The sequence below is a fragment of the Nocardioides lianchengensis genome (assembly GCF_900101465.1).
Lineage (GTDB): Bacteria > Actinomycetota > Actinomycetes > Propionibacteriales > Nocardioidaceae > Nocardioides > Nocardioides lianchengensis.
Genome location: NZ_FMZM01000013.1, coordinates 52407 through 78025, shown reverse-complemented (window position 1 = coordinate 78025; position 25619 = coordinate 52407). Strand labels below are relative to the sequence as shown.

31 protein-coding genes are annotated in these 25619 nt (G+C 72.4%); 16 read left to right on the top strand and 15 right to left on the bottom strand.

The window, feature by feature from the left end:
- Positions 1-45: 45 nt before the first annotated feature.
- The gene (locus BLT76_RS21105; protein WP_090860286.1) at positions 46-639 is read left to right on the top strand and encodes a nucleoside/nucleotide kinase family protein; all 594 of its coding nucleotides are present in this window, start codon (positions 46-48) and stop codon (positions 637-639) included.
- Here BLT76_RS21105 and BLT76_RS21100 read toward each other — a convergent pair.
- Positions 602-1426 (bottom strand): helix-turn-helix domain-containing protein, encoded by an 825-nt coding sequence (locus BLT76_RS21100; protein WP_090860285.1) that lies wholly within the window; start codon positions 1424-1426, stop codon positions 602-604. The genes BLT76_RS21105 and BLT76_RS21100 overlap by 38 nt on opposite strands.
- Positions 1427-1476: 50 nt before the next feature.
- Between BLT76_RS21100 and BLT76_RS21095 the strand changes: the two genes are divergently transcribed.
- Entirely contained in the window at positions 1477-2019 is a 543-nt protein-coding gene (locus BLT76_RS21095; RefSeq protein ID WP_090860284.1) for a maleylpyruvate isomerase family mycothiol-dependent enzyme, read from the top strand.
- Here the strand turns inward: BLT76_RS21095 and BLT76_RS21090 are convergent.
- The 8 genes from BLT76_RS21090 to miaA form a co-directional block, all read right to left on the bottom strand.
- On the bottom strand, positions 1968-3566 hold the full coding sequence (locus BLT76_RS21090) for an alkaline phosphatase D family protein (protein WP_090860283.1): 1599 nt from the start codon (positions 3564-3566) through the stop codon (positions 1968-1970). The genes BLT76_RS21095 and BLT76_RS21090 overlap by 52 nt on opposite strands.
- Before the next feature lie 294 nt (positions 3567-3860).
- Positions 3861-4637, bottom strand: coding sequence for an SDR family NAD(P)-dependent oxidoreductase (locus BLT76_RS21085; RefSeq protein WP_170867186.1), 777 nt, complete (start codon positions 4635-4637; stop codon positions 3861-3863).
- A gap of 156 nt (positions 4638-4793) precedes the next feature.
- Positions 4794-5606, bottom strand: coding sequence for a diaminopimelate epimerase (dapF, locus tag BLT76_RS21080; protein WP_090860281.1), 813 nt, complete (start codon positions 5604-5606; stop codon positions 4794-4796).
- Positions 5599-6237, bottom strand: a complete 639-nt coding sequence (locus BLT76_RS21075) for an MSMEG_1061 family FMN-dependent PPOX-type flavoprotein (protein WP_090860280.1) — start codon at positions 6235-6237, stop codon at positions 5599-5601. The genes dapF and BLT76_RS21075 overlap by 8 nt, the downstream gene beginning before the upstream one ends.
- A 162-nt stretch (positions 6238-6399) precedes the next feature.
- Positions 6400-8223: a gamma-glutamyltransferase gene (gene ggt / locus BLT76_RS21070; protein ID WP_090860279.1), complete on the bottom strand. Its 1824-nt coding sequence runs from the start codon at positions 8221-8223 to the stop codon at positions 6400-6402.
- 9 nt (positions 8224-8232) lie between these two features.
- The gene (locus tag BLT76_RS21065; protein ID WP_090860278.1) at positions 8233-8781 is read right to left on the bottom strand and encodes a dihydrofolate reductase family protein; all 549 of its coding nucleotides are present in this window, start codon (positions 8779-8781) and stop codon (positions 8233-8235) included.
- Complete coding sequence (locus BLT76_RS21060) at positions 8778-9665, bottom strand: helix-turn-helix domain-containing protein (RefSeq protein WP_090860277.1); 888 nt, start codon at positions 9663-9665, stop codon at positions 8778-8780. Before BLT76_RS21060 ends, BLT76_RS21065 begins: the two co-directional genes overlap by 4 nt.
- Before the next feature lie 137 nt (positions 9666-9802).
- On the bottom strand, positions 9803-10723 hold the full coding sequence (miaA, locus tag BLT76_RS21055; RefSeq protein ID WP_211753117.1) for a tRNA (adenosine(37)-N6)-dimethylallyltransferase MiaA: 921 nt from the start codon (positions 10721-10723) through the stop codon (positions 9803-9805).
- 66 nt (positions 10724-10789) lie between these two features.
- Here miaA and BLT76_RS21050 point away from each other — a divergent pair, with 66 nt between their 5' ends.
- The 5 genes from BLT76_RS21050 to BLT76_RS21030 are packed head-to-tail and all read left to right on the top strand — an operon-like array spanning position 10790 to position 12326.
- The gene (locus BLT76_RS21050) at positions 10790-11035 is read left to right on the top strand and encodes an antitoxin (protein ID WP_090860275.1); all 246 of its coding nucleotides are present in this window, start codon (positions 10790-10792) and stop codon (positions 11033-11035) included.
- The gene (locus tag BLT76_RS21045; RefSeq protein WP_090860274.1) at positions 11032-11271 is read left to right on the top strand and encodes a hypothetical protein; all 240 of its coding nucleotides are present in this window, start codon (positions 11032-11034) and stop codon (positions 11269-11271) included. Before BLT76_RS21050 ends, BLT76_RS21045 begins: the two co-directional genes overlap by 4 nt.
- Before the next feature lie 26 nt (positions 11272-11297).
- Complete coding sequence (locus BLT76_RS21040; RefSeq protein ID WP_090860273.1) at positions 11298-11834, top strand: NUDIX hydrolase; 537 nt, start codon at positions 11298-11300, stop codon at positions 11832-11834.
- Between the two features lie 10 nt (positions 11835-11844).
- Complete coding sequence (locus BLT76_RS21035) at positions 11845-12105, top strand: hypothetical protein (RefSeq protein WP_090860272.1); 261 nt, start codon at positions 11845-11847, stop codon at positions 12103-12105.
- Entirely contained in the window at positions 12102-12326 is a 225-nt protein-coding gene (locus tag BLT76_RS21030; protein WP_090860271.1) for a hypothetical protein, read from the top strand. Before BLT76_RS21035 ends, BLT76_RS21030 begins: the two co-directional genes overlap by 4 nt.
- A gap of 6 nt (positions 12327-12332) precedes the next feature.
- Here the strand turns inward: BLT76_RS21030 and miaB are convergent, their stop codons facing one another.
- The gene (gene miaB / locus BLT76_RS21025) at positions 12333-13802 is read right to left on the bottom strand and encodes a tRNA (N6-isopentenyl adenosine(37)-C2)-methylthiotransferase MiaB (protein WP_090860270.1); all 1470 of its coding nucleotides are present in this window, start codon (positions 13800-13802) and stop codon (positions 12333-12335) included.
- Positions 13803-13856: 54 nt separating this feature from the next.
- Entirely contained in the window at positions 13857-15920 is a 2064-nt protein-coding gene (locus BLT76_RS21020) for an acyltransferase family protein (protein WP_139175750.1), read from the bottom strand.
- A gap of 124 nt (positions 15921-16044) precedes the next feature.
- Here BLT76_RS21020 and BLT76_RS21015 point away from each other — a divergent pair, with 124 nt between their 5' ends.
- The 5 genes from BLT76_RS21015 (at position 16045) to BLT76_RS20995 (ending at position 19721) form a co-directional block, all read left to right on the top strand.
- Positions 16045-16359 carry a hypothetical protein gene (locus BLT76_RS21015; RefSeq protein WP_090860268.1) on the top strand — a complete coding sequence of 105 codons (315 nt, stop codon included), beginning with the start codon at positions 16045-16047 and terminating at the stop codon, positions 16357-16359.
- Between the two features lie 97 nt (positions 16360-16456).
- Positions 16457-17200, top strand: a complete 744-nt coding sequence (locus tag BLT76_RS21010) for an amino acid ABC transporter ATP-binding protein (RefSeq protein ID WP_090860267.1) — start codon at positions 16457-16459, stop codon at positions 17198-17200.
- A gap of 10 nt (positions 17201-17210) precedes the next feature.
- Positions 17211-18104: a glutamate ABC transporter substrate-binding protein gene (locus tag BLT76_RS21005; RefSeq protein ID WP_090860266.1), complete on the top strand. Its 894-nt coding sequence runs from the start codon at positions 17211-17213 to the stop codon at positions 18102-18104.
- 76 nt (positions 18105-18180) lie between these two features.
- Positions 18181-18867 (top strand): amino acid ABC transporter permease, encoded by a 687-nt coding sequence (locus tag BLT76_RS21000; protein ID WP_090860265.1) that lies wholly within the window; start codon positions 18181-18183, stop codon positions 18865-18867.
- Positions 18864-19721, top strand: coding sequence for an amino acid ABC transporter permease (locus tag BLT76_RS20995; RefSeq protein ID WP_139175748.1), 858 nt, complete (start codon positions 18864-18866; stop codon positions 19719-19721). The genes BLT76_RS21000 and BLT76_RS20995 overlap by 4 nt, the downstream gene beginning before the upstream one ends.
- A gap of 4 nt (positions 19722-19725) precedes the next feature.
- Here the strand turns inward: BLT76_RS20995 and BLT76_RS20990 are convergent, their stop codons facing one another.
- Positions 19726-20190, bottom strand: coding sequence for a hotdog fold domain-containing protein (locus BLT76_RS20990; RefSeq protein ID WP_090860263.1), 465 nt, complete (start codon positions 20188-20190; stop codon positions 19726-19728).
- 73 nt (positions 20191-20263) lie between these two features.
- Here BLT76_RS20990 and BLT76_RS20985 point away from each other — a divergent pair, with 73 nt between their 5' ends.
- Both BLT76_RS20985 and BLT76_RS20980 read left to right on the top strand, forming a co-directional pair.
- Positions 20264-21358, top strand: coding sequence for a TIGR03857 family LLM class F420-dependent oxidoreductase (locus BLT76_RS20985; protein ID WP_090860262.1), 1095 nt, complete (start codon positions 20264-20266; stop codon positions 21356-21358).
- Positions 21355-22392, top strand: coding sequence for a phosphotransferase family protein (locus tag BLT76_RS20980; RefSeq protein WP_090860261.1), 1038 nt, complete (start codon positions 21355-21357; stop codon positions 22390-22392). Before BLT76_RS20985 ends, BLT76_RS20980 begins: the two co-directional genes overlap by 4 nt.
- 10 nt (positions 22393-22402) lie before the next feature.
- On the opposite strand, the gene BLT76_RS20975 is transcribed toward BLT76_RS20980, so the two are convergent.
- Both BLT76_RS20975 and BLT76_RS20970 read right to left on the bottom strand, forming a co-directional pair.
- Positions 22403-22663: a metal-sensitive transcriptional regulator gene (locus tag BLT76_RS20975; RefSeq protein WP_090860260.1), complete on the bottom strand. Its 261-nt coding sequence runs from the start codon at positions 22661-22663 to the stop codon at positions 22403-22405.
- A gap of 302 nt (positions 22664-22965) precedes the next feature.
- A complete protein-coding gene (locus tag BLT76_RS20970; RefSeq protein WP_090860259.1) occupies positions 22966-23733 on the bottom strand; it encodes a methyltransferase domain-containing protein in 768 nt (255 codons plus the stop codon).
- A gap of 96 nt (positions 23734-23829) precedes the next feature.
- On the opposite strand from BLT76_RS20970, the gene BLT76_RS20965 reads away from it, so the two are divergent.
- Positions 23830-24333, top strand: coding sequence for a MarR family winged helix-turn-helix transcriptional regulator (locus BLT76_RS20965; protein ID WP_090860258.1), 504 nt, complete (start codon positions 23830-23832; stop codon positions 24331-24333).
- 163 nt (positions 24334-24496) lie between these two features.
- Here BLT76_RS20965 and BLT76_RS20960 read toward each other — a convergent pair whose 3' ends face one another.
- Positions 24497-25309, bottom strand: a complete 813-nt coding sequence (locus tag BLT76_RS20960; protein WP_090860257.1) for a patatin-like phospholipase family protein — start codon at positions 25307-25309, stop codon at positions 24497-24499.
- A gap of 97 nt (positions 25310-25406) precedes the next feature.
- On the opposite strand from BLT76_RS20960, the gene BLT76_RS20955 reads away from it, so the two are divergent.
- Positions 25407-25619 carry a hypothetical protein gene (locus BLT76_RS20955; RefSeq protein WP_090860256.1) on the top strand — a complete coding sequence of 71 codons (213 nt, stop codon included), beginning with the start codon at positions 25407-25409 and terminating at the stop codon, positions 25617-25619.

The following is a 25619-nucleotide window of genomic DNA, read 5'->3' as shown; positions in this document are numbered from 1 at the left end:
GAGTAGGTCTCTCCTTCAACGCGCGCGACGGGTTAACTCTTCCCCGTGAGACTGCCGCCGCTGCCGACCGACCTCCGCCTGCTCGGACTCACCGGCGCACCGGGCGTCGGCAAGTCCACCCTGGCCGCGGCGCTGGGCCTGCCGGTGGTGCCGATGGACGGCTTCCACTACGCCGACGTCGAGCTCGTACGGCGGGGGCTGCGCGAGCGCAAGGGCGCGCCGGAGACCTTCGACGCCGAGGGGTACGCCGCCCTGCTACGCCGGGTCCGCGCCGGCGAGCCCGGCGTCGTCGCGCCGATGTTCGAGCGCGGCCTGGAGCAGCCGCTGGCCGGCGCGATCGCCGTCCCGGCGGACGGGACGGTCGTGACCGAGGGCAACTACCTGCTGCTCGACGAGCCGCGCTGGCGGGCGGTGCGCGCCGAGGTCGAGGTGGTCTGGCACCTGCACGTCGACGACGTCGTACGACGGGAGCGGCTGGTCGCCCGGCACGTGCGGTTCGGGAAGTCGCCGGAGGCGGCGGCCGCCTGGGTCGAGCGGGTCGACGAGCCGAACGCCCGGCTGGTCGACGCGGCCGCCGCGCGGGCCGACGTCGTCGTCGACCTCACGACCTGGGCTCCGCCGCGAACCGACCCGGCGTGAGACCGGTCGCCGTCCGGAAGTCGCGCGAGAAGTGGGCCTGGTCGCTGTAGCCGAGCTCGGCGGCCACCCGGGCCAGGTCGACGTCCGTGCCCGCGGCCAGCCGCTCGGCGGCCTCGTGGAGGCGGCGGCGCTGGACCAGCCACTTCGGGGTCAGGCCGAGTCGACTGCGGGTCAGCCGCTGGAGGGACCGCTCGGAGAGCGCGAACTTCTCGCACACCTGGCCGACCCGCTGCACCCGCGGGTCGCCCTCGACGTGCTCGACGACCGCGTTGACCAGCAGTCCCTCCTCGTCGACCGGGAGCAGGTCGCGCAGCGCGCGCTCCACGGCGGCGACCGCGGCCCGCTGGGCGCCGTCGTCACGCGGGTCGTCACCGACGGCGGCGCGGACCGCCGCCGCCAGCGCCGCGCCGTCGAGGCCGTGCGCCTCGGCCAGCGGGACGGCGGAGTCGGTCAGCCGGTCCACGCTCCCGCCGGCGAGTGCGCGGCCGACCGCGGGCTGCAGCATCGTGCCGACCGCCCAGCCGTCTCCCGTCAGCGCCTGCACGGACATCCCGCGCTGCGGCCCGACCAGCAGCGCGTAGTCGTGGGCGACGACCAGCAGGCAGACGGGGTACTGCAGGACCCGCTGCTCGCTCACCCGCCCCTCCGGCAGGGACCACACCGGCAGCCAGTAGCGGCGGACCACGTCGGCCAGGTCGGGGCTCGGCGAGAACCGGAAGATCGGCGGCGTGTAGCCGGTCTCGTCGCGCAGGTGGGCCCGTTCGCTCGGGTCGATCCGGTCGGGCATGTGTCGGATTCTTGCAAGAGCCGCCGACACCGGTGGCCCAGGCTGGGGGCATGACTCCCCTCGACGACTTCCTGACCCACGCCGGCCCCTTCAGCGACGTCGTCGCCGCGGGCGGCGACTGGTCGGCACCCAGCCCCTGCGCCGGCTGGAGCGCCCGGGACGTGCTCGACCACGTCGTCGACACCGAGCGCGAGTTCTTCGAGCGGCACGAGGCGGGCCTGGGACCGCGGCCCGACGGCGAGCCCGCGACCGTCTGGGCCACGCACCTCGACGCGGTCCGTGCCGCGGCCACGCCCGAGCTGCTGGCGCGCGAGTACGACTCCGTCTTCGGCCGTACGACGGTCGCCGCGACCCTGGCCTCGTTCTACGGCTTCGACCTGGTCGTGCACCGCTGGGACCTGGCCCGCGGGCTGGGCGGCGACACGACCTTCACCGAGCCCGAGCTGGACCTGATCGAGGCGGCGCTGCCCGGCTTCGGCGAGCACCTGTACGCCGACGGGGTGTGCGCGGCCGCCGTACCCGTGCCGGAGGACGCGTCGCGTCAGGTCCGGCTGCTGGGGACGATGGGGCGCGACGCGACGTCGACCGGCTGAGGCTCCAGGTCGGTCGACCAGAGCGCGGCGCCCGACCCGTCGTGCAGGGTGACGGTCAGCAGGCCGTCGGCGGCGATCGCCACGTGGCCGAAGAACTGGTTGCCGGCCCGCGGTGACTGCCGGCGGCCGGAGTCGTTGCCCTTCGCAAAGACCACCTCGGCCCCGAAGGTGGCGTCCGGCTCCTTGACCGGGAACGTCTCCGCGGCGATCGGCCCGGAGACGAACTCCCAGAACGGGTCGAAGTCGGTGAAGGCCGTGGCCCGCTCGGGGCGGTGGTGGTGCGCCGCGGTGTAGTGCACGTCGGCGGTCAGCCAGACGACGTTGCGCACCCCGGCGGCCTTGAACGCCGCCAGCACCCGCGCGATCTCCTCCTCGCGGCCGGCCGGGGCACCCGGGTCGCCGTTGCCCACGCTGTCCAGGTCGTCGGCGTGGTTGGAGCGCAGCGAGAGCGGCAGGTCGGCCGAGATCACCTTCCAGGTGGCGGTGGACCGGGTCACCTCGTCGATCAGCCAGCGCTCCTGGGCCCGCCCGAGGATGCCCGCCTCCCCCGCGACGCCGGCGACGTCGTTGGCCCCTCGGTGGCTGCGCATGTCGAGGCAGAACAGGTCGAGGTGCGCGCCGCGCGGGACCCGCCGGTAGATCCGGGTCGCGGCGAACCCGTCCCCGCCACCGTGGACCAGCCGACGGACCGGCACCGGCTGGTACTCCTGCCAGGCCCGCCGGCCTCGCCGGGCGAGCACGTCGCAGCGGCGCTCGGTGTAGCGCTCGTCGTCGTGCAGCTCACCCGGGTACCAGTTGTTCAGCGTCTCGTGGTCGTCCCACTGGGCGACGGTCGGCACCTCGGCGTACAGGGCCCGGACATGCACGTCGGTGAGCGTGTAGCGGTGCCGGCCGCGGAAGTCCTCCAGCGTCTCGGAGACGTGCGCGACGGCGTCGGTCATCTCGTTGCGCCAGACCTGCCCGTCGTCCTCGACGACCCGCTCCTCCATCGGCTCGTCGCCGTAGATCGTGTCGCCGGAGTGCAGGAAGAAGTCGGGACGGGTAGCCAGCATGGCCGAGTACGCCGTCAGGCCGCCCAGGTCGGGGTTGATCCCCCACCCCTGCCCGCAGGTGTCTCCGGACCAGACGAACGACGTCGCCGCGGGGTGGATCGGCGCGGTGCGGAACCCGATCCGCTCGGTGCGGCCCCGGGTGCCGTCCGGCGCGGTGAACCAGACGTCGGCGTCGTACTGCCGCCCGGGCGCCAGCCCGGTCAGGTGCAGCCTCGCCGTGTGGTCGCTGCGCGCGTCGGTCCACGGCCCGCGCAGCGAGCGCAGGGTGCGGCCGTTGCTGCGCAGCCGCAGCGTCATCCGGCCCTCGTCACCCGCCCGCGCCCACACGACCGCCGAGTCGGTGGTCACCTCCCCGGAGCGTGCCCCGGTCGGGAGATCGATGCGGTCGCGGACCTGCGCCGGGGCCCCCCGGCCCCACCCGCCGGCCACGAGGGCCGGAGCGGCGCCGATCCCGATCCCCGCGAGGAGGGTCGTCCGTCGTCCGAGCTGGACCATGGGGTCAGCCCAGCGCCGTCACCTGACGGCCGACCCACCGGCAGGTGACGGGTCGACCAACAGGACCCGGCCACTCGTCGGTCTCTCGCGAGCCCCCGGCAACCCACCTCGTTGGCCGAGTAGCGAGCGCCAGCGACCCACCTCGTTGGTCGAGTAGCGAGCGCCAGCGAGCGTATCGAGACCCCCGGTCCAGATCTCGGTACGCCCGTCGCGAGCTCCTTCGTCGCTCGCGGGGCTACTCGATCTGGCGCCTGGTCTCGTCGGCGGCGACTCCGTCGCCGCCGACGAGGGCGCTCACTTCGGGGGCATCCGGATGCCGCCGTCGACGCGGACCGTCTCGGCGTTCATGTAGGAGTTGGTCAGGCACTCGACGACCATCGACGCGAGCTCGTCGGGGGTGCCGAGCCGCTTGGGGAACAGCACGCTCTCGCCGAGCTTGGCCTTGAACGCCTCCGACTCCGGGCCCTCGCCGTAGATCGGGGTCTCGATCAGGCCCGGGGCGACGGTGTTGAGACGGATCGCGGCGGCGGAGAGGTCGCGGGCGACCGGCAGGGTCATCCCGACGACGCCCCCCTTCGAGGCGGAGTACGACGCCTGCCCGATCTGGCCGTCGAACGCCGCGACGCTGGCCAGGTTGACGATCGCGCCGCGGTCGCCGGATTCGGTCGGCTCCTGGGTGCTCATCACGGTGGCGGCCTGGCGGACCACGTCGAAGGTGCCGACCAGGTTGATCGCGACGACCCGCTTGAACGAGTCCAGGTCGTGGGCGGACTCCAGCTGGCCGTCGCGGCCGATGGTGCGCTGGGCCCAGCCGATGCCGGCGGAGTTGACCACCGAGCGCAGCGGCGCGATCTCGGCGGCCGCCTTCACAGCGGCGGCGATCTGCTCCGTGCTCGTCACGTCGACCTGGGCGAACACGCCGCCGATCTCCGCGGCGAGCGCCTCGCCCTTCTCGGCCTGCAGGTCGGCGACGACGACGATCGCCCCGCGCGCGGCCAGCTGGCGGGCGACCGCGGCGCCGATGCCGGAGGCGCCGCCGGTGACGATGGCACTGGTTCCCTTGATGTCCATGCCGCGGAGCATAGCCACCGCGACAGTGGTGCTGTCAGGGTCGCGATCGCGGCGGCCCGTCGTACTTCTCGGGGGATCCCGGACGTTCCTGGGGGTTGCTTTGCCCGGGAACGTCCTACTTACCCGGTGATCCGGGGAAGTAGGACACCCCCCGGCTCAGAGGTCCGTGACGCCCCGCGCCACGATCACGGCCGGCCCGGTGAGCAGGACCCGGTTGGCGGCGGTCCAGGTCACGGTGAGGGTGCCGCCGGGCACGTCGACCCGGTACGACGTGTCGCCGGCCGGGGCGTCCCCGGCGACCAGCCCGTCGCGGAGCGCCGCCGCGACCATCACGGCGCACGCGCCGGTGCCGCAGGACCGGGTCTCGCCCGAGCCCCGCTCGTGGACCCGCATGGCGACGTGCCGCTCGCCCCGGTCGACGACGAACTCGACGTTCACGCCGTGCGGGTAGACCGCCGCGTCGTGGACCGGCGCCTCCAGCAGCGGCCCGGCGTCGTCGAGCGAGGACACGAACGTGACGGCGTGCGGGTTGCCCATGTCGACGTGCCGGGCCGTCCAGGTGCTCGGCCCCACCGACACCGGGGACTCCCCCAGCACCCGCGGCGTGCCCATGTCGGCGGTGACCAGCTCACCGTCGACGCGCAGCACCTTCACCCCGTCGCGGGTGCCGACGGCGAACGGCTGCGATCCGTCGACCAGGCCCTCGTCGACCAGGTGGCGGGCGAAGACCCGGATGCCGTTGCCGCACATCTCCGAGAGCGACCCGTCGGAGTTGCGGTAGTCCATGAACCACTGCTCGCCCTCGCGCACGACGCGCAGCACGCCGTCCCCGCCGATGCCGGCCCGGCGGTCGCACAGTGCGCGCACCCGCTCGGGCGACAGGTCGCCGTGGACGCTGCCGTCGTGGTCGGGCAGCAGCACGAAGTCGTTCTCGGTGCCGTGCCCCTTCAGGAACGGGTAGTCAGGCATAGAGGCCCTTGCTGTACGTCGCGTCCGAGTAGTAGTCGTCGAGCTGCTCCAGGCTCATCCCGGTCGGCTCGACCCGCTGGGTCACCACCGCCCGCCGGGGTACGACGCCCTCCGGGTCCCAGGTCTCGGGCCTCCACAGACCCGAGCGCAGGAACGCCTTGGCGCAGTGGAAGAACAGCTCCTCGATCTCCACGACGACCGCCAGCACCGGCCGGTGGCCCTTGACCACCATCTCGTCGAAGAACGGCGCGTCGCCGACCAGCCGCGCGCGGCCGTTGACGCGGAGGGTGTCGCCCCGCCCGGGGATGAAGAAGTTCAGCCCCACGTGGGGGTTCTGCAGGATGTTCTTGTAGCCGTCGGCCCGGCGGTTGCCGGGCCGCTCGGCCAGCGCGATCGTCCGGTCGTCGAGCACGTGCACCAGCGACCCGGCCGGGTCGCCCTTCGGCGAGGCGTCGCACTCGCCGGACGCCGAGGCGGTGGCCAGCACGCAGAACGGCGACGCCGCGAGCCAGTCGCGGTCGACGTCGAGCAGGGCCGGGCGGGCCTTGTCACGGGCCCGGTCGGTGGGCAGGCCCAGGAGCGTCACGAGCTCGTCGACGGTCGTGATCTCGGTCCAGGCGGTGGTCGACACCCCCCAACGATACGTGCGGTGTCACCGCTCCCGTTGGTTGAGGAGGGACGAAGTCCCGTCTCGACACCTTGTCAGCCGGGGGCCTCGATCGACGCCGAGTCCTGGCAAGACGGGTTTCGAGACGGTTGCTGCGCAACCTCCTCAACCACCGGGGAGGGGTGGTCAGCGCTTGCGGGGCCTCACGACCCCGGCCGCCCCGCCGCCGCGTCGGTCCGGCTCCGCGACCGCGACCAGCCGACGGCCGCGGATGCCGATCGCGGTCGCGGCCCCGATCTCGGCTTGGCTGGTGAACGCGTCGCCGGCGGGCACCAGCGAGTGGCCGTAGGCCTCCAGCGCGGCGCCGTACCGGGTGATGAAGGCCGGCTCGGCAGTGACGTCAGCGGTGTTGCGCTGGGCGGCCCGCGGGGCGGCCATGGCCTGCGGCAGGCTCATGCCGAGGTCGAGCCGGTTGACGAGCATCTGCAGCACCGTCGTGATGATCGTCGAGCCACCGGGCGAGCCGAGGGCGAGGACCGGCTTCCCCTTCTTCGTGACGATGGTCGGCGACATCGACGAGCGCGGGCGCTTGACGGGCTGGATCCGGTTGGGGTCGTCGGCCTCGTAGACCGTCGAGAAGTCGGTCAGCTCGTTGTTGAGCAGGAACCCGCGTCCCGGGACGACGATGCCGGAGCCGCCGGTCTGCTCGATGGTGAGTGTGTACTCGACGACGTTGCCCCACTTGTCGACCACGGTGAGGTTGGTCGTGGAGATGTTCTCGGTGTCCTCGGCCGGCTCGGCGGTGGCCGGCGCCGACGGCCCGCACTTCCCGTCGTACGACGAGACGTCGCCCGCGGCGATCGGCTTCGGCAGCGCCTGGTCGGCGTCGATCGCGCAGGCCCGCTCGCGGGCGAACCGCTGGCTGAGCAGGTCCTTCAGCGGGACCTTCGTGAAGCGCGGGTCACCGACGTACTCGCCCCGGTCGGCGAACGCGAGCGCGCTGGCCTCCAGGTAGCGGTGCAGGGCGGCGGGCCGCTGCAGCTTCCCGAGGTCGGAGCCCTCGAGGATGTTGAGCGCCTCGCCGACGGTCGAGCCGCCGCTGGACGACGGCGGCATGCCGTGCACCTGGTAGCCGCGGTAGGCGACCTGGGTGGCCCGGCCCGCGACGGTGCGGTAGCGCTTCAGGTCGCGGGCCGTCATGAAGCCTCGCGGGACCGGCAGCGTGGTGCTCTTCGTCTTCGGGGGCTTGCGGACGGTGCGCGCGATCTGCCGAGCCAGCTTGCCCTCGTAGAACGCCCGGGTCCCGCGCTTCGCGAGCAGGTCGTAGGTGTCGGCGAGGTCGGGGTTGCGGAAGGTCGAGCCGACCCGCGGCGCCCGGCCCTTCTTCAGGAACAGCCGCTTGGTCGTGCGGAACGCCGCGAAGCGCTCCTGGTTGTCGACCGTCTGGTCGCGGAACGTCTTGTCCACGCGGAAGCCCTTCCGGGCGATCCGGGTCGCCGGCGCGAGGGTCTCGGCCAGCGACCAGGTGCCCCAGCGGTCCAGGGCCCGCTCCCAGGTCGCCGGTGTCCCGGGCACGCCGACCGAGACGCCGCTGGTCACCAGGTCGGGGGTGAACGGGTAGGGCTCGCCGGTCTTCGGGTCGACGAACGCGTCGCGCGGCATCTTCCGCGGAGCGGTCTCGCGGCCGTCGATCGTGCGGACCTTGCCGGTCTTGGCGTCGTACACGACGAAGTAGCCGCCGCCACCGATGCCGGCGCTGTAGGGCTCGGTCACGCCGAGCGCGGCGGCGGTCGCGACCGCGGCGTCGACAGCGTTGCCGCCGGCTTTCAGGACGCGGAGGCCGACCTGCGTGGCGTACGGGTCGACGGACGCGACCGCGCCGCCGGACCCGCGTGCGGTCGGCTTCTTGGGTACGGCGGCCGCGGGCGCGGCGCTCGTCGCCACGAGCGCGCCCGCGGGCAGGGCGAGGGTGAGGAGTACGGCGGGGAGCCGCCCGAGAGAACTGGTCATCTGTCGCCGTTACCCCGGAACCCGTGCTCCCACCACCTCGTAGCGTGCGCACAGGAAGGCCCCGTTCACGCCGTGCTCGACCAGCCGCAGGTCGAACGGCCGCGTGAACAGGGGCCGCCCGGAGCCGAGGGTGACCGGCGCGATCGACAGCACCAACTCGTCGAGGAGCCCGGCCGCCGCGAACTGCGCGGCCAGGTCGCCGCCGCCCACGACCCAGAGGTCCTTCCCGCCGGCGGCCTCGACCATCGCCGTGTGCACCTCGCGCACGTCGCCCCGTGCGAACCGAACGTCGGCACCCTGGATCATCGGCAGGTCGGCGTGCGTCATCACCCAGGCCGGCATGTCGTAGGACCAGGCCTCGCCCTCGCTCGCGAGGTGGTCGCGGACCCACTCGTAGGTGGTACGCCCCATCACGATCGCGCCGACGTCCTGGATGAACTCCTCGTAGCCCATCGGGCCGTCCTCGTCCTGGGGCTGGCTCAGCAGCCAGTCCAGCGAGTCCTGCGCGTCGGCGATGAACCCGTCGAGGGTGGTCGCGGTGTAGAAGGTGGTCTTCACTGGTCTCCTCCGCTGCGCTGCCGCAGCCACATGATCGGATCGCCCGCCGGCCACTCGCTGCCGAGCAGCCGCCGGGCCTGGAGCCGCCCGTGGGCGGAGTAGGTGAGCACGTGCGCGAGCACGCTGCCGAGCACGAAGCTCTCGGGCGGGTCGCAGAGCGCATCGACGAGCCGGTCGCCCCAGGCGCCCCGGCGGTCGACGTCGCGGACCATCGCGAGCCACCGCGGCGCGACTGCGTCGTACCGCTCGAGGAGGGCCGGTACGTCGCTCGTGGTGCTGACCGGGCCGGTCGGGTGGTCGTGGCCCTCGATCGCCGCGAGCCAGACCTCCTTGCTGCCGACCAGCTCGGTCAGCAGCTCGCGGAGCTCCGCGGTGACCTCGGCCCCCTTCGCCAGCTCCAGGAGCTCCCGGGTGTCGTCGAGGTCGTGCTCGACCATCAACGCCGTCACCGTGCCCGCGGACGGCTGCGCCGCTGCCCCGGTCCCCTCGATCCACAGCGAGGTCGGCGGGTGGAAGTGGATGCCGTTCGGGGCCGGCAGCCAGTGCTGGCCGGGCTCGCGCGCGACGGACCCCGGCGACTCGCCGTACGCCCGCTGGAAGGCGCGGCCGAACCCCTCGACCGACTCGTAGCCGGCCGCGAACGCCGCGTCCGTCACCGAGCTCCCCTGCCGCAGCTGCCAGGCGGCCCGCTCCAGCATCACCCGCCGCCGCATCGCCACCGGCGGCTCGCCCGTGCCCCGGCTGAGCTGACGGCTGAAGTGGTACGGCGACGCGTAGGCCCCGCCCGCCATGTCGCCCAGCGTGCGGTGGTCCTCGTCGAGCACCGCGTCGAGCAGCTCGCGCAGCCGGTCCCTCCCGGTCTCGGTCCCGCCTGAGTCGGTCATGGCGCCAGTCTCGCTCCGACCGGCCCGGCCGCGCCTGACCGATCTTGCTCCGATGAGTCGGGGGGTCGGACCGGGTCCCGACGCCCGTCCGAGGCACCTGATGAGCGGTACGGGGAGGGGCATACGTGTGCCCCTCCTTATACCGCTCGGACGGCCGTCAGCGCCTGCTCCACCCGGTCCGGGTCGTCGTAGTCGACCCAGACGATCCGCGGGTCCTTGCGGAACCACCCGTCCTGGCGCCGGGCGAACCGGCGGGTCGCGAAGACCGTCCGGTTCCGCGCCTCGGCGAGGGTGAGCTCGCCGCGCAGGTGCGCCACCACCTCCCGGTAGCCGATCGCCACGGACGCCGTCCGACCGTCGGCCAGCCCCTCGGCGAGCAGCCGCTCGACCTCGGCGACGAACCCGTCGGCGAACATCGCGTCGACCCGCTGCTCGATCCGCGCGTCGAGGGTCGGCCGGTCGATGTCGACGCCGATCTGGACGGTGCGGGGGTCGGCGTACTCCAGGGTCGGGAGGGAGGCGCTGTAGGGCCGACCCGTGAGCTCGATGACCTCGAGCGCGCGGACCGTACGGCGACCGTTCTCGACGAGCATCCGCGAGGCCGCCTCCGGGTCGAGCGAGCGCAGCCGTTCGAAGAGGACCGCCGGCCCGACCTCGGCGAGCTCCGCCTCCAGGCGCGCCCGGACCCCCTCGTCGGTCGCGGGGAACTCGAAGCGGTCCAGGATCGCCCGGGTGTAGAGCGCCGAGCCGCCGACCAGCACCGGCGTCGTGCCGCGGCCGCGCAGATCGGCGACGCAGTCGCGCGCCCACCCCTGGAACTCCGCGACGGTCGCCGAGTCGCGCACCGAGCGGGTGTCGAGCAGGTGGTGCGGGACGCCCCGACGCTCGGCCGGCGGCAGCTTCGCCGTCCCGACGTCCATGCCGCGGTACACCTGCATCGCGTCGGTGTTGACCACCTCCCCGCCGAGCCGCTCGGCCAGGTCCAGCGAGAGCGACGTCTTGCCCGACGCGGTCGCGCCGACGACGGCCACGATCGGCACGTCGACGGGGTTCGGCACGTGGCTAGTGTGGCAAGACGGGTACGGGACCCGCACACCGACCGTTCAGCGACAGGGGAGGGAACGATGAGCTTCTTCGACAAGGCCAAGGACAAGCTGTCCGACGCCGTGGACAAGCACGGCGACAAGATCAGCCAGGGCATCGACAAGGCGGCCGCCGAGGCCGACAAGCGCACCGGCGGCAAGCACGCCGACAAGATCCGCAACGCCTCCGCCAAGGCCAAGGACGCGCTCGACAAGCTGGACAAGAAGGACGACGGCGACCTCGGACCCGGCAGCACCCCGGGGAACCCTGGGACGCCGCCGCGATGAACCAGAAGCAGCACGACGACCTCGACGCGCCGACCCCGCCGGGCGGGCCGCAGCGCACCGACGCCCCCGACGGTCACGACACGCCCGGCGAGGCCGCGACCGCGCCCGCACCGAGCACGCCCGCCGCCGGCACCGACGTCCCCGAGCCCTCCGGCGACCGTCCCGAGCAGGACGCCGCCGAGCGCGACGAGCAGGAGGAGAACGCCGAGACCTCCCTGGACCAGCCGTCCCAGTGACCCAGGAACCAGTGACCCAGGAACCAGTGACCCAGGAACCAGCGACCGACGAACCAGCGACCGACGAACCAGCGACGGACGAACCAGCGACGGACGAACCAGCGACGGAGGAGCGGTTCGTCGTCGTCCCGGCGGCCTACGTCTACCTGCTCCGCGACGGGGTCGGCGGCCCCGAGGTCCTGCTCCAGCTGCGCCAGGGCACGCCGTACATGGACGGGCACTGGGCCGCGGCCGCCGCGGGCCACGTGGAGCGCGGAGAGACGGCGTACGACGCCGCGCACCGCGAGGCGCTCGAGGAGATCGGGGTCCGCGACCTGGACCTTGCGTTCCTCACCACCATGCAGCGCACCCGCGGCGGCGAGGCCATCGACGAGCGGGTCGACTTCTTCTTCACCGCCCGCTCCTGGACGGGGGACCCGCGGGTGGTCGAGCCGACGAAGTGCGCCGAGATCCGCTGGTTCCCCCTCGACGCCCTCCCGGACCCGGTCGTGCCGCACGAGCGCGCCGTGTTGGAGCTGATCGGCCCGGGTACCGCTCCGGCGTACACCACGTTCGGCTTCTGAGGAGGATGCGTTGAGCGACGACACGACGACCGACCTGGGCCCGAAGCCCGAGCCCGAGATCGAGCCCGGCGAGCCCAACCCCGGCGGCGTCGACGCCGTCCCGGAGACCGAGGACGCGCTGCCCGCCGACCTGACGACCGCAGAGAACCCGGCGGTCGACACCGAGTCGATGCCCGACGAGGTCCAGTCCGGCGAGGACACCTCCACCGAGGCCACCAAGGAGGGCCAGGACGGCCAGGACGTCCCGGCCGAGGAGGAGTCCCCGGCGTGACGTCCGAGGAGCCGCGCGACGGCGACATGGGCGTCAGCAGCGAGCGGGTCGGCCCGACCGGGCCCGGCCAGGTCGGCTCCAGCGGTGTCCGCGACGTGACCCCCGCCGAGCCCGCCGACGACGCTCCCCCGGAGCAGTCCTCCGGCGGCCCCGAGGTCAACCCGGATCCGCCGGTGCCGCCCCGAGCGGGCTACTCCAGCAAGGACCCGCGCTCGGGCTGAGCGGCGTCAGCGGCAGGCGGGCGCGTCCGGCAGCGGCGCGGGGACGCCGATCGACGGCATGCCCAGCCCGACCCCGGCCGGCGTCGCGGGCGCGGCGTTGCGGCGCTCCCACGCGTCGCCCGACCGGGTACGCCGGACCGCGAGGACCGGCCCGTCCGCGACCAGGTGGTGCGGGGCGCCGTACGTGACCTGGACGGTGACCATGTCACCCGGCCGGACCCCGTCCGCGCCCTCCGGGTTGAAGTGCACGAGCCGGTTGTCGGGCGCGCGCCCGGAGAGCCGCAGGGTCGCGGCGTCCTTGCGGCCCTCGCCCTCGGAGACCATCAGCTCGAGGGTGCGACCGACGATCCGCTTGTTCTCCTCCTCGGCGATCTCGTTGACCAGGGCGACCAGCCGGCCGTAGCGGTCTTTCACGACGTCCGGCGGCACCTGCTCGTCGAGCGTCGCGGCCGGGGTGCCGGGGCGCTTGGAGTACTGGAAGGTGAAGGCGCTGGAGAAGCGCGACTCGCGCACCACCCGCAGCGTCTCGAGGAAGTCCTCCTCGGTCTCGCCGGGGAAGCCCACGATGATGTCGGTGGTGATCGCGGCGTCGGGCATCGCAGCCCGGACCCGCTCGATGATCCCGAGGTACTTCGACGATCGGTAGGAGCGCCGCATCGCCTTGAGCATCCGGTCCGAGCCGGACTGCAGCGGCATGTGGAGCGAGGGCATCACGGTGGGTGTCTCGGCCATCGCCTCGATCACGTCGTCGGTGAACTCGGCCGGGTGCGGCGAGGTGAACCGGACCCGCTCCAGCCCCTCGATCTCGCCACACGCGCGCAGCAGCTTGCTGAACGCCTGCCGGTCACCGAACTCCACGCCGTAGGCGTTCACGTTCTGACCGAGCAGCGTCACCTCGGTGACCCCCTCGGCGACCAGCGCACGGACCTCGGCCAGCACATCGCCCGGACGGCGGTCCTTCTCCTTGCCGCGCAGCGCGGGGACGATGCAGAAGGTGCAGGTGTTGTTGCAGCCGACCGAGATCGAGACCCACGCGGCGTACGCCGACTCGCGCTTGGTCGGCAGCGTCGAGGGGAAGACGTCGAGCGACTCGAGGATCTCGACCTGCGCCTCCTCCTGCACCCGGGCCCGCTCCAGCAGCACCGGCAGCGACCCGATGTTGTGGGTGCCGAAGACCACGTCGACGTACGGCGCCTTCTGGGTGATCGTCGAGCGGTCCTTCTGGGCCAGACAGCCCCCGACGGCGATCTGCATCCCGGGGTTGGCGGCCTTGACCGGCGCGAGGTGCGACAGGTTGCCGTAGAGCTTGTTGTCGGCGTTCTCGCGCACCGCGCAGGTGTTGAACACGACCACGTCGGCCTGCTCGCCCGCGGGCGCGGCGGCGTACCCCGCGTCCTCCAGCAGGCCGGTGAGCCGCTCGGAGTCGTGGACGTTCATCTGGCACCCGTAGGTGCGGACCTCGTACGTGCGCGCCATGACCCGACGAGGGTACGGCTCCGTCCCCGGACGAGTGAAAAGCAGAGCCGGCCGCTAGCCGGGTCCGAGCAGCTCGTCGACCGCGGTGGCCACCTGCGGACGCAACGACCGGACGAACGTCGCCGTCAGGTGGTGGGTGTCCCACAGCGTGATCACCCCACCGACCACCGCACGGCAGATGTCGTCGGGGCACAACCAGGGCCGGAGGTCGAAGACGCCTACCCCGTCGTCGGTCCTGGCCATCTCGGTGGCGACATCGCCCTCCGGGTCCCAGACGTCGGCCTCGGCGAGCGGGCGGTCGCAGGCGGCGAGGTCGTCCGGGTGGAGGTCGATGCACTGCGGGACGGTCTCCTTCTCGTGGCGTCGGGGGTTGTCCCGCATCACCAGGACCCTGCTCCCGGCGTCCCGCCACGTGGTGATGATCCGGCGGTACGACGCCTCGGTCTCGCGCTGGTTCTCGTCCTCCTGGTCGTCGCCGTCCAGTCCGACGAGCGGGATGAGGGTGCGGTTGGCCAGGACCACCAGGTCGAAGTCCTGGTCGGCGACCTCGGAGATCGCTCGCTGGTTGAACGTCTCGCAGTTGTCGGTCTGGACCTTCTCCGGGAAGGCCACCGGCCGGTCCGAGGTGTGGCACTCGAAGGCGAAGTACGTCGTGAGGCTCCACCCCCGCTGCCGGGCGATGGCCCGGAAGACGGGCAGCCAGTGCGCCCCGTGGGAGTTGCCGACCATCGCGACCTTGAGGGCGCCCGGATCGTCGCTGCCGTAGTGGCAGGCCGGGTCGGCCAGCAGCCCGGTGGTGCTGGACATGCAGTTCCGGTCCCGGACGGCCTTGTTGTCCTCGGACGCGAAGACGGTCGAGGTCGCCAGCTCCTGGCCGTCCAGGTCACACTCGTTGGTCACGGCCCGAGCGCCGAAGCACGGGTCATCGCGGTCGGCGCTGCCCGGCGGCCGCACGGCCTCCTGGGCCTGGTCCCGCAGGGCGACAGCACCGCCGGTGACCAGCAGCGCCCCGACCAGCGCGAAGACGAAGCTGCGGCGCAGCGGAAGCCCGAGCGGTCGCTGACCACGCAGGGGGTCCTCCACGAGCACCTTGGTCAGCTGGGAGAGCAGCAGGACCACCGCCAGCGCCACCACCAGCTGCCAGGTCGTCGGCTCGCTCTCGAGTGCGAACGGGAGCAGGACCACGACGGGCCAGTGCCACAGGTAGACGGCGTACGACACGTCGCCGAGGGCCTGCACGGGTCGAAGTCCCATCACCCTGAGCGGCGACAGCGGCCCGCGTGGGACCGCGGCCGCGATCACCAGGGCCGCGCCGAGCACCGGGAGCAGGGCGGCGAAGCCGGGGAAGGCCGTCGCACCGTCGTAGGTGACGGCCGCGACCGCCATCATCGCGAGGCCCGACCAGACGGCGACGATCCGCACCGTCCGGCCGAGTCCGCCGAGCAGAGGAAGGACCACGGCCACCAGGCCACCGACCCCGAGCTCCCAGATCCGGGTCCAGGTCACGAAGTACGACGCAGCGTCGTCGCGGCCCAGGACCGACCAGACGAGCGACACCCCGAGCACGACCGTCACCGCGACCCCGGCGCACGCCCTGACGCTGCGGCCGGAACGCCGGGCCACCAGGGCGGCCACCAGGACGAGGACCGGCCACCCCAGGTAGAACTGCTCCTCGATCGACAGGGACCAGTAGTGCTGGACCGGGGTGGCGACGTTGTCCGCGGCGAGGTAGTCCACCGACTCCTCCGCCAGCACCCAGTTCTGCACGTAGAGCGCCGATGCCACGGCCTGCTTCGCGGTCGCTGCCCACATGCTGGCCGGCGCGAGCCACCAGGTGGCGGCCAGGGTCGTCAGGAGGACGGTGAAGGCGGCGGGGAGCAGCCGCCGGATCCGGCGCCCCCAGAAGGCGGCGAGGTCCCTGACGCTCGTCGGCGGCCGCTGGAGCAGGTGGCTGGTGATCAGGAACCCGGAGATCACGAAGAACACGTCGACCCCGACGTAGCCACCGGTGAGCGACGACGGCCAGAAGTGGAAGACCACGACCAGGGCGACCGCGATCGCTCGCAGCGCCTGGATGTCCTGACGGAGCCCTCGCGAGGGCGCCTCCCTCGTCGTCACGGTGTCCCGGGGACGCGGGTCCGTTGCGTGCGCAGATGCCGAGGTCACTGGCAGAAGTATCCACACCGGGTCGCCCAGACGGGATTTCTGGTGCCCGAGGCGGATCGCGTCCTACGCTGCCGACATGTCCTCGCACCTGTCGGTCGGTTCCCGACGCTCGGTGCTGTCTCTGTGGTCCGACGGCTCGGCCCTCTCGATCGCGAGCACCGGGTCGGTCCTCTCGGTCGGGAGCGTGGGCTCGTACGCCTCGTTCCTCTCGATCGGCTCCTCGATGTCGCTCGGATCGGTGCTGTCGCACCAGAGCTCGTGGTCGGTCCTGGCCCACCAGAGCTCGTGGGCGGTGCTGGCCTCGCAGACCCGGGCGGTCCGCCCGGGACGTCGTACGGCGGCGGTCGTCGCCACTGCCGCCGTCCTTCTCGCGGTGCGCGCCCGCCGCTGACCTGCCACTGACCCGGTTGGTCACAGGTCGGTCTCAGTCCGGCCACCCCAGGTCGGGGATGGTTCAAGTGGGCCAGGTCGGGATAGGTTCCCCGGTCATGACGGGTGCACCGCTGGTCGTTCTCGACCATGTCGACAAGTGGTTCGGGGACCTGCACGTCCTGCAGGACATCAACCTCACGGTGGACCGCGGCGAGGTCGTGGTGGTCATCGGACCGTCCGGCTCCGGCAAGTCCACGCTCTGCCGGGCGATCAACCGGCTCGAGGTGATCCAGCAGGGCTCGATCACCCTCGACGGCCAGCCGCTCCCCGCGGAGGGCAAGGAGCTGGCCAACCTGCGCGCCGAGGTCGGCATGGTCTTCCAGAGCTTCAACCTCTTCGCCCACAAGACGATCCTCGAGAACGTCACCCTCGGCCCGATCAAGGTCCGCGGCATCAAGAAGGAGGCGGCGGAGACCCGCGCCCGCGAGCTGCTCGACCGGGTCGGCGTCGGCCACCAGGCCGCCAAGTACCCCGCCCAGCTCTCCGGCGGCCAGCAGCAGCGCGTGGCGATCGCCCGCGCGCTGGCCATGGAGCCGAAGGTGATGCTCTTCGACGAGCCGACCTCCGCCCTCGACCCCGAGATGATCTCCGAGGTCCTCGAGGTCATGGTCGACCTCGCCAAGCGCGGCATGACCATGGTCGTCGTCACCCACGAGATGGGCTTCGCCCGCACCGCGGCCGACCGGGTCGTCTTCATGGCCGACGGCGCCATCGTCGAGGAGAACACCCCCGACGAGTTCTTCACCAACCCCCAGAGCGATCGGGCCAAGGACTTCCTCGGCAAGATCCTCAAGCACTGAAGGAGACAGCATGCGCAGGACGAGATTCGGGATCGCCGCGGCAGGAGTGCTCCTCGCCGGGATGCTCACCGCGTGCGGCGACGCCGGCAGCGACGACGAGGGCCGCGACGTCGAGGCCAAGGAGAACGCCGCCGACGAGTTCGACGCCGGCACCCGCATGAAGGAGCTCGCCGAGGCGGGCAAGATCACCGTCGGCGTGAAGTACGACCAGCCCGGCCTCGGCTTCAAGGGCGCGAACGACGACATCCCGTCGGGCTTCGACGTCGAGATCGCCAAGCTGCTGGTCGCCGACCTCGGCATCGACCCCGCCGACACCAGCGTCGTGACCTACGAGGAGACGATCTCCGACAACCGGGAGCCGTTCCTGGAGTCCGGCAAGGTCGACCTGGTCCTGGCGTCGTACTCCATCACCGACGACCGGCGGAAGGTCGTCGGCCAGACCGGACCGTACTTCGTGACCGGCCAGCAGCTGCTCGTCCCCGCTGACAGCGACGTCGCGAGCATCGATGACCTGAAGGGCCAGGAGGTCTGCTCGGTCACCGGCTCGACCTCGATCGACCGGATCAACGAGGCCGGCGCGAAGGGCGTCGGGTTCGACAGCTACTCCGAGTGCGTCCAGAAGGTCCTCGACGGCACCGTCCAGGGCATGTCGACCGACGGCTCGATCCTGGCCGGCTACGCGGCCGAGAACGAAGGCCAGCTGAAGGTCGTCGGCGACGAGTTCTCCGAGGAGCTGATCGGCGTCGGGTACTCCAAGGAGCACCCGGAGATGTGCGAGTGGATCAACGACGTCCTCGAGGACTCGTTCGAGGACGGTTCCTGGGCCGAGGCGTTCGAGCTGACGCTCGGCCCCTCCGGCGTCGAGACCCCGGACCCGCCGCAGCTGCAGGACTGCGTCGCCTGATCGTCGTGCCCCCCGTCCGGGGCGGCCGTCCGGCCGCCCCGGACCTACTCCCACGAGCTGAGGAAGGATCCCCGCCGTGAACGCGGTCCTCGACAACCTCGACGCGTACTTCAAGGCCTTCGGCTACACGATCTTCCTGTTCCTGGTGGCCGGCGTGCTGTCGACCCTCCTCGGCACGGTCCTGGTCGCGATGCGGGTCGGACCGGTGGCGGTGCTCCGAGGCGCGGCGGCGACCTACGTCACCGTCGTGCGCAACACCCCGCTCGTCATCATGTTCGCGTTCTTCTCCTTCGCGGCGCCGATCTTCGGCATCCAGTTCAAGTGGCTGCAGGTCCATGTCGGGACCTTCGACTTCACGGCGTTCTTCGGTGCGGCCGTGGTCTCCCTGACGCTCTACACCTCGGCCTTCGTGTGCGAGGGACTGCGCGCCGGCGTGAATGCCGTGCCGCTCGGCCAGGTCGAGGCCGCCCGGGCGATCGGCCTCCCGTTCGGGGGCGTGATGTCCCAGGTCGTGCTGCCGCAGGCCTTCCGTGCGGCGCTGCCGCCGCTGGCCAGCGTCCAGATCGCCCTGATCAAGAACACCTCCGTGGCCGCGGTCTTCGGCGTCGCCGAGGCCACCGCCCAGATGCGCACGTTCACCAACAGCTTCTCCTCGGAGCGATTCGGCATCTTCGTCTGCTTCGCCATCGGCTACATCGTCATCGTCGAGGCGTTCTCGTTCCTCGCCACCCGGACCGAGCGTCACTGGAGGGTCGCCCTGTGAGCGCGAGTGTGCTGTTCGACGCCCCGGGACCACGCACGGTCGCCCGGCACCGCGTCTACAACGTCGTCGCCGTGCTGCTGGTCGCCGCCGCGGTGGCCTGGGCGCTGTGGCGCCTCTACGACGACGGCCAGTTCGAGGCCGACAAGTGGGAGGTCTTCACCACCCCCGACTACGTCCGGGTCCTCCTCGTCGACGGTCTCCTCAACACCCTGAAGATGGCGTTCCTCGCGATCCTCGGTGCCGTCGTGCTCGGATTCGTGCTCGGTGTCGGCAAGCTCTCCGAGCACGCCCTGGTCCGCTGGCCCGCCTGGCTGGTCGTCGAGTTCTTCCGCGCCGTCCCGGTGCTGCTGCTGATGGTCTTCACCTGGTACGCGATCGGCATCAACAAGGACGGCAGCCCGTTCTGGGCCGTGGTCATCGCCCTGACCCTCTACAACGGCTCGGTCCTGGCGGAGGTGCTCCGCGCCGGGGTGCTCGCCGTACCGGCCGGCCAGGCGGAGGCGGCGTACGCCATCGGGATGCGCAAGACCCAGGTCATGAACATCATCCTGATGCCGCAGGCGGCGAAGATCATGCTGCCCGCGATCATCAGCCAGTGCGTGGTCGCCCTGAAGGACACCGCACTCGGGATCTTCGTCACCGCCCCGGGCCTGACCTTCGTCTCGAAGCAGATCTACCTGGAGTTCAACAACCGGGTGCCGACCATGATCGTCGTCGCGGCGCTCTACATCGTCGTGAACCTGCTCCTCACCCTGCTCGCGAGCTGGGTGCAGCGTCGCTACGTCGGGGAGAAGAGCCCCCTCGACCTGACGCGGGTCGGCACCATGGACGGCGGACAGAGCACCGCCGTCTGAGCGGCTACTTCCGCGGCGTCACCCAGAGCCGGATGACGCCCTCGATCACCACCGTGCCGTCGTCGCGTACGCCGCGCACCCGCACGGGGAGGTCAGGGTCCTCGGACGTCCACTGCTCGGGGTCGGTCTCGGCGACGCAGGTGACGTCACTGGTGGCCTTGGCGGTGTAGCCGACCTCCATCCCCTTCGGGATCCACCGCTTGTCCGCGGGGATGGTCGCCTCGGCGAGCGCGCCCATGGCGGCCTCGAGGCCGTTGCACAGCGCGATGGCGTGCAGCGTGCCGAGGTGGTTGTGCACGCGACGGCGCTTCGGGATCACCAGCTCGACGTGGTTCGGCTCGAGCACCGTGAAGCGCGGACGGATCGAGGAGAAGTACGGCGCCTTCTGCGCGAAGGCCACCGAGAACACGCGCGTCCCGATCACCGGGACGGCGCTCATCTTCTGCCACAGGGCGAGGACCTGGCTCATACGAGCAACCTTACCGGTCGGTAACTTTCGCCGCTACTGACACGTGTCAAGTCCATTGCTAGCGTCCCGGCGCGTGACCACCGATCCCCAGGGCCAGGCGTTCCCCGAGCTCGCCTGCTACGGCCTCGCCGGCCACTCGGCCTCGCCGGCGGACCTGCTCGACGAGGTCCGGCTCGCCGAGGACCTCGGCCTCGGGGCGGTCTTCCTCTCCGAGCGGTTCAACGTCAAGGACGCAGGCGTCCTGGCCGGAGCAGCGGTGGCGGCGTCGAGCCGGATCGGCATCGGCACCGCCGCCACCAACCACAACACCCGCCACCCGCTCGTCACCGCCACGATGGCCACCACGCTGCACCGGATGAGCGGCGGACGCTACGCGTTCGGCCTGGGCCGGGGCTTCGACCTGCTCTTCGACGTGATGGGTCTCCCCCGCGTCACCGGCGCCCAGCTCGAGGACGCGGTCGGGATCTACCGCCGGCTCTGGCACGGCGAGGCGTTCGGCCACTCCGGGCCCGCCGGCGACTACCCCTACCTCTCGCAGGACCCGTCCTTCGACGAGGACGTCCCGGTACTGATGATGGCGATCGGGCCGAAGAGCCTCGAGCTCGCCGGTCGGGTCGCCGACGGCGTCGTCCTGCACACGTTCCTGTCCGACGAGACCCTGGCCCGCTCGGTCGCGACCGTCCGACGAGCGGCCGAGGAGGCCGGGCGCGACCCGGCCTCGATCCGGGTCTGGTCGGTGCTGGCCACCGTGGAGGACTCGATCCCGGAGGAGCAACGCCTGCGCAAGCTGGTCGGGCGGCTGGCGACGTACCTCCAGGGGTATGGCGAGGTCCTCGTGCGGGCCAACGACTGGGACCTCGCCGCACTCCAGCGCTTCCGGGAGGACCCGTTGCTGCAGGGCTACCCGGGCGCTCTCGACGCGATCGGGACGACCGACGAGCTCACCTACCTCCGCGACCGGGTGCTGCCCGCGGAGTGGCTGGCCGCCTCGGCCACCGGGTCCGCCACCCAGTGCGCGCAGCGGGTCGTCGACCAGCTGGCCGCCGGCGCCGACAGCGTCATCCTGCACGGCGCCACGCCGACCGAGCTCGCCCCCGTCGTCGAGGCGTACGGCGGCCTGCGCCCCGACCTGCCCGCGCTCCCCGTCAATCCGGGCTGGACGCGATGAGCGTCCCGGCGCTGGTCGAGGAGCTCACGCCGGAGTGGCTGAGCGAGGCCCTCGGTCGCCGGGTGACGGCGGTGCGGAGCGAGCCGGTCGGCACCGGCCAGATCGGCACCTGCCACCGGCTCCACCTGGAGGGCACGGGCGTCCCCGCCACCGTGCTGGCCAAGCTGCCCGCGGTCGATCCGGCGGCCCGCGAGCTGCTCGCGGGGGTCTACCGCACCGAGGCGCTCTTCTACGCCGAGGTCGCCCCGACGGTGGCGATCCGGGTGCCGGCCTGCCACCACGTCACCGCCCCCGGCGCCTCCGGCGACTTCGTGCTGCTGCTGGAGGACCTGGCCCCCGCCGTGCAGGGCGACCAGCTCGCCGGCTGCACGGTCGACCAGGCCCGCGACGCCGTGGTCAACCTGGCCGGCCTGCACGGTCCGCGCTGGGGCGACTCGACGCTGCTGGACCTGGACGGGATCACCGCGACCGACGCCGAGGGCGCACGGCTGCTGGCCGAGCTCTACGGACCGGCGGCCGAGATCTTCCTCGACGGCCTCGGCCACCTGCTGGCGCCCGAGGACCACGGCACCCTGCGCGACTGCGTCGCGGTGACCGAGGCCTGGGCCCTGGCCCGCTCCGAGCGGGTGGGGCTGGTGCACGGCGACTACCGGCTCGACAACCTGCTCTTCCCGCCGGGCGGCGGACCGGGCTCGGTCGCCGTCGACTGGCAGACCCTCTCGCTCGGCCTGCCGGCCCGCGACCTGGCCTACGTGCTCGGCACCGGGCTGGCCGTCGCCGAGCGGCGGGCGCACGAGCGGGACCTGGTGGCGTCGTACCACTCCGCCCTCGAGGGGTACGGCGTGGCGGCGTACCCCTGCGACCTCGCCTGGGACGACTACCGCTTCGCGATGCCGCAGGGTCCGTTGGTCGCGGTCTTCGGCTGCGCCTACGGGACCCGGACCGATCGCGGGGACCTGATGTTCGCCGCGATGGTCACCCGCGCGTGCGCGGCGATCCGGGACCTGGACTCGCTCGCGCTGGCCGCGGGATGACCGCGAGCGTTCAGCCGAGCGAGAGGAAGGCGCGCTCCAGCTGGGCCAGCTCCTCGTCGGAGACCGTCCCGTCCTGGACGTGGCGGCGCAGCTCGGCGGCGATGATCGCGAAACCGGCCTTGTCGACCGCGCGGGAGACCGCCTTCAGCTGGTTGACCACGCTCTCGGTCTCGCGGCCCTCCTCGATCATCCGCAGCACTCCGGCCAGCTGGCCCTGGGCTCGCTTGATGCGGTTGACCACGGCGGTCATCTCGTCGGTCGTGAGCGTCATCCGGGTGGTTCTCCAAGTTCGGCGAAGCGCACCCCATGGGTGCTAACGTGGCGCCCGTCGGATACCCCCGGAAGTATCGACGAGCAAGGATTCCGACCACACGTGGACGGCCCCTCGGGAGGAGCTCCCCCCGCTTCGCCCGAGGGGTCGCCCATGTCTGGTCGTGACCGCGACCGAGGGTGTTGCCACCCCTGACGCGATGAGAGTGTCTCTTACCCGATCTGCGGGTCGGTGGAACTTGTGAGAGCACTCACAAGACCCAAGGATAGCCCGACTCGGGCCCATTTCGAGCCCTCGTGGGCTCACCCGGGGACGCGGGCGACCACGAAGACCCGGCGGAACGGCAGCACCACGCCCCAGGGCCGCTCCGGGTAGGCCGCCGCGAGCCGGCGCCGAAACTCCGCCTCGAAGGCCGGGCGCAGGTCGTCGGGCAGCGCCTGGAGCGTGGGTCGGGCGCCGGTGGCGGAGACCCAGGTGAAGACGGGGTCGGGCCCGACCAGCCGGTGCAGGTAGGTGGTCTCCCAGGCGTCGACCTCGCACCCGAGGGCGGCCAGCACCTCCAGGTAGACGACCGGATCGTGACTGTCGGGTACGGCGACGCCCCCCAGGTGGTCCCGGTACGGCGCCTGCGCGGCGAGCTCGGTCCGCAGCGTGTGGCTGGGCTCGCCGAAGTTGCCCGGCACCTGGAAGGCGAGCCAGCCGCCGGGGCGGACCGCGCCGACCAGGCGCGGCAGCAGCTCCAGGTGGTCGGGAAGCCACTGGAGCGTCGCGTTCGACAACAGGACGTCGACCGGGCCACCGTCCCAGTCACGGAGGTCGCCGACCGTGAACCCGATGTCGGGCACGTCGCGCCGGGCGGCCTCGATCATCTCGACACTGGCGTCGACGCCCTCGACCGTCGCGTCCGGCCAGCGCGCGGCGAGCAGGGCCGTGAGGTTGCCCGGCCCGCAGCCGAGGTCGACGACCCGGGTGGGCGCGGTCGCGGGCACCCGCGCCAGCAGGTCCAGGAAGGGACGGCCGCGCTCGTCGGCGTACGTGAGGTAGCGGTCGGGGTCCCAGGAGTGGGCCATCACGACTCCAAGTCTCTTGACATCAAGATAAACTCAGCCTGCGCCGAAATTGTCTCGATGTCAAGATTCTCGATAGATCCCGCTAGGCTGGGGGGTATGCGGGAGCCCAGGCGGGACGAGGTCGACGAGCTCGTCGAGGCGTGGGCACGCGAGCGCTCCGACCTCGACCTGGCCCCCGTCGCCGTCTTCAGCCGGATCTCCCGGCTCGCCCGCCACCTCGACCTGGCCCGCCGGGCCGCCTTCACCACTCACGGCATCGAGTCGTGGGAGTTCGACGTGCTGGCCGCGCTCCGGCGCGCGGGAGCGCCGTACGAGCTCTCGCCGGGGCGGCTGCTCCGCGAGACCCTGGTGACCAGCGGGACGATGACCAACCGGGTCGACCGGCTCGCCGCCCGCGGCTTCGTCGAGCGCTCCCCCGACCCCGCCGACCGGCGTGGCGTCATCGTCCGGCTGACCGGCGAGGGCAAGACCGCCGTCGACGGCGCCTTCGAGGCGCTCCTCGACGCGGAGCGCGGCTTCCTGGCCGACCTCCCGGCCGCGGAGCAGGACCAGCTCGGAGGCCTGCTGCGCACCCTGCTGGCACCGTTCGCTGGCTCCTGACCAGCCACGCCGACCCGTCACTGGATGCCAGTTCTTCCCGGCGTGTCGGTCTGAGATCGACGGCTCGGCCACACGCCTGCCGCCTTCCTGTCGCGGACGACCCGTCAACCTGTGCCCGACACGCCGCAGATCTGGGACATTCAGTGACGGGTCGGCGGCGCGGTCAGGCGGCTGTCGGCACCGGGAAGAGATGCTCGAGGGCCGCCTCGCGGCCGAGCGCGAGGTGGTCGCGGGTGCGGCTGAAGTCGCTCATCCGGGTGCCGAGGTCGGGGGCGCGGAGGTGGTGCACCTCGACCCCGGGTCCCGGGTCCACCGCCGCGCGGACCCGCATCGAGCAGGCCAGGCTGGCCAGCAGCACGTCCAGCGGCGAGCGCACCCGCCCCAGCCGCGCCGGGACGCTCGCGTCGAGCACGAAGATCCGGGTGGCGCCCAGGCCCGCCGTACCGGCGACGGGGACGAGGTCGGCGATGCCGCCGTCGACGTGGGTGCCGTCGTCGAGGCGGACCGGGTCGAAGATGCCGGGCAGCGCCGTCGAGGCGAGGAGCAGGCGGGCCAGCTCGCCCGAGGAGTGGTAGACCGCCTCGGAGGTGTCGAGGCGGGCGGTGACCACCCGGACCGGCACCGGGAGGTCCTCCAGCCGCGCGGTGGGTGCCCATGCGGCGATCATCCGCTGCAGGCCGGCCGAGCTGTAGAGCGAGGCCGGGTTCCGGACGACGTGGCCGAGCCGGGTCCAGGGACTCCCGGGGAAGACGTCGCGCCCGCTGAGCCCGGACCAGAGAGCGCCGAGCCGGGCGGCGCCGGTCGGCGTCGGATCGGCGGCCAGGTACGCCGCGTTCAGCGCCCCGACCGACGTGCCGACGAGGGCGGCGGGACGCACCCCCCGGGCGAGCAGGACCTCGGCCATCCCGACCTGCACGGCGCCTCGCGCGGCGCCGCCGGACAGGACGAGCACGTCCCGGTGGTTCGTGGTGGTCATGGCCGCCTCCCTTCTCCGGGACCATCGGCCGGTCCGGCTCCGACGTGAGCGAGGTCACTCTGCTCAGGAGTCGGCGGGACGCACCGATGGTCTCCGCATGACCACCTCGCTGCTCCACCCGGCGTCGGTCACCGTGCTGACGGTCGACGACGCCCCGTCGTACCGCACCGCCGCCTGGGGTGCCTGGCTGCACGGCAAGGTCGCCGCCGTCCTCGACGAGGACGGGCTGCGCCTGCTGGTGCCGACCCCGGCCTCGGCCGCGCTGGGCCGGCGGCTCTACGCCGTGGGCTCGGTCGAGCTGCTCGACTGA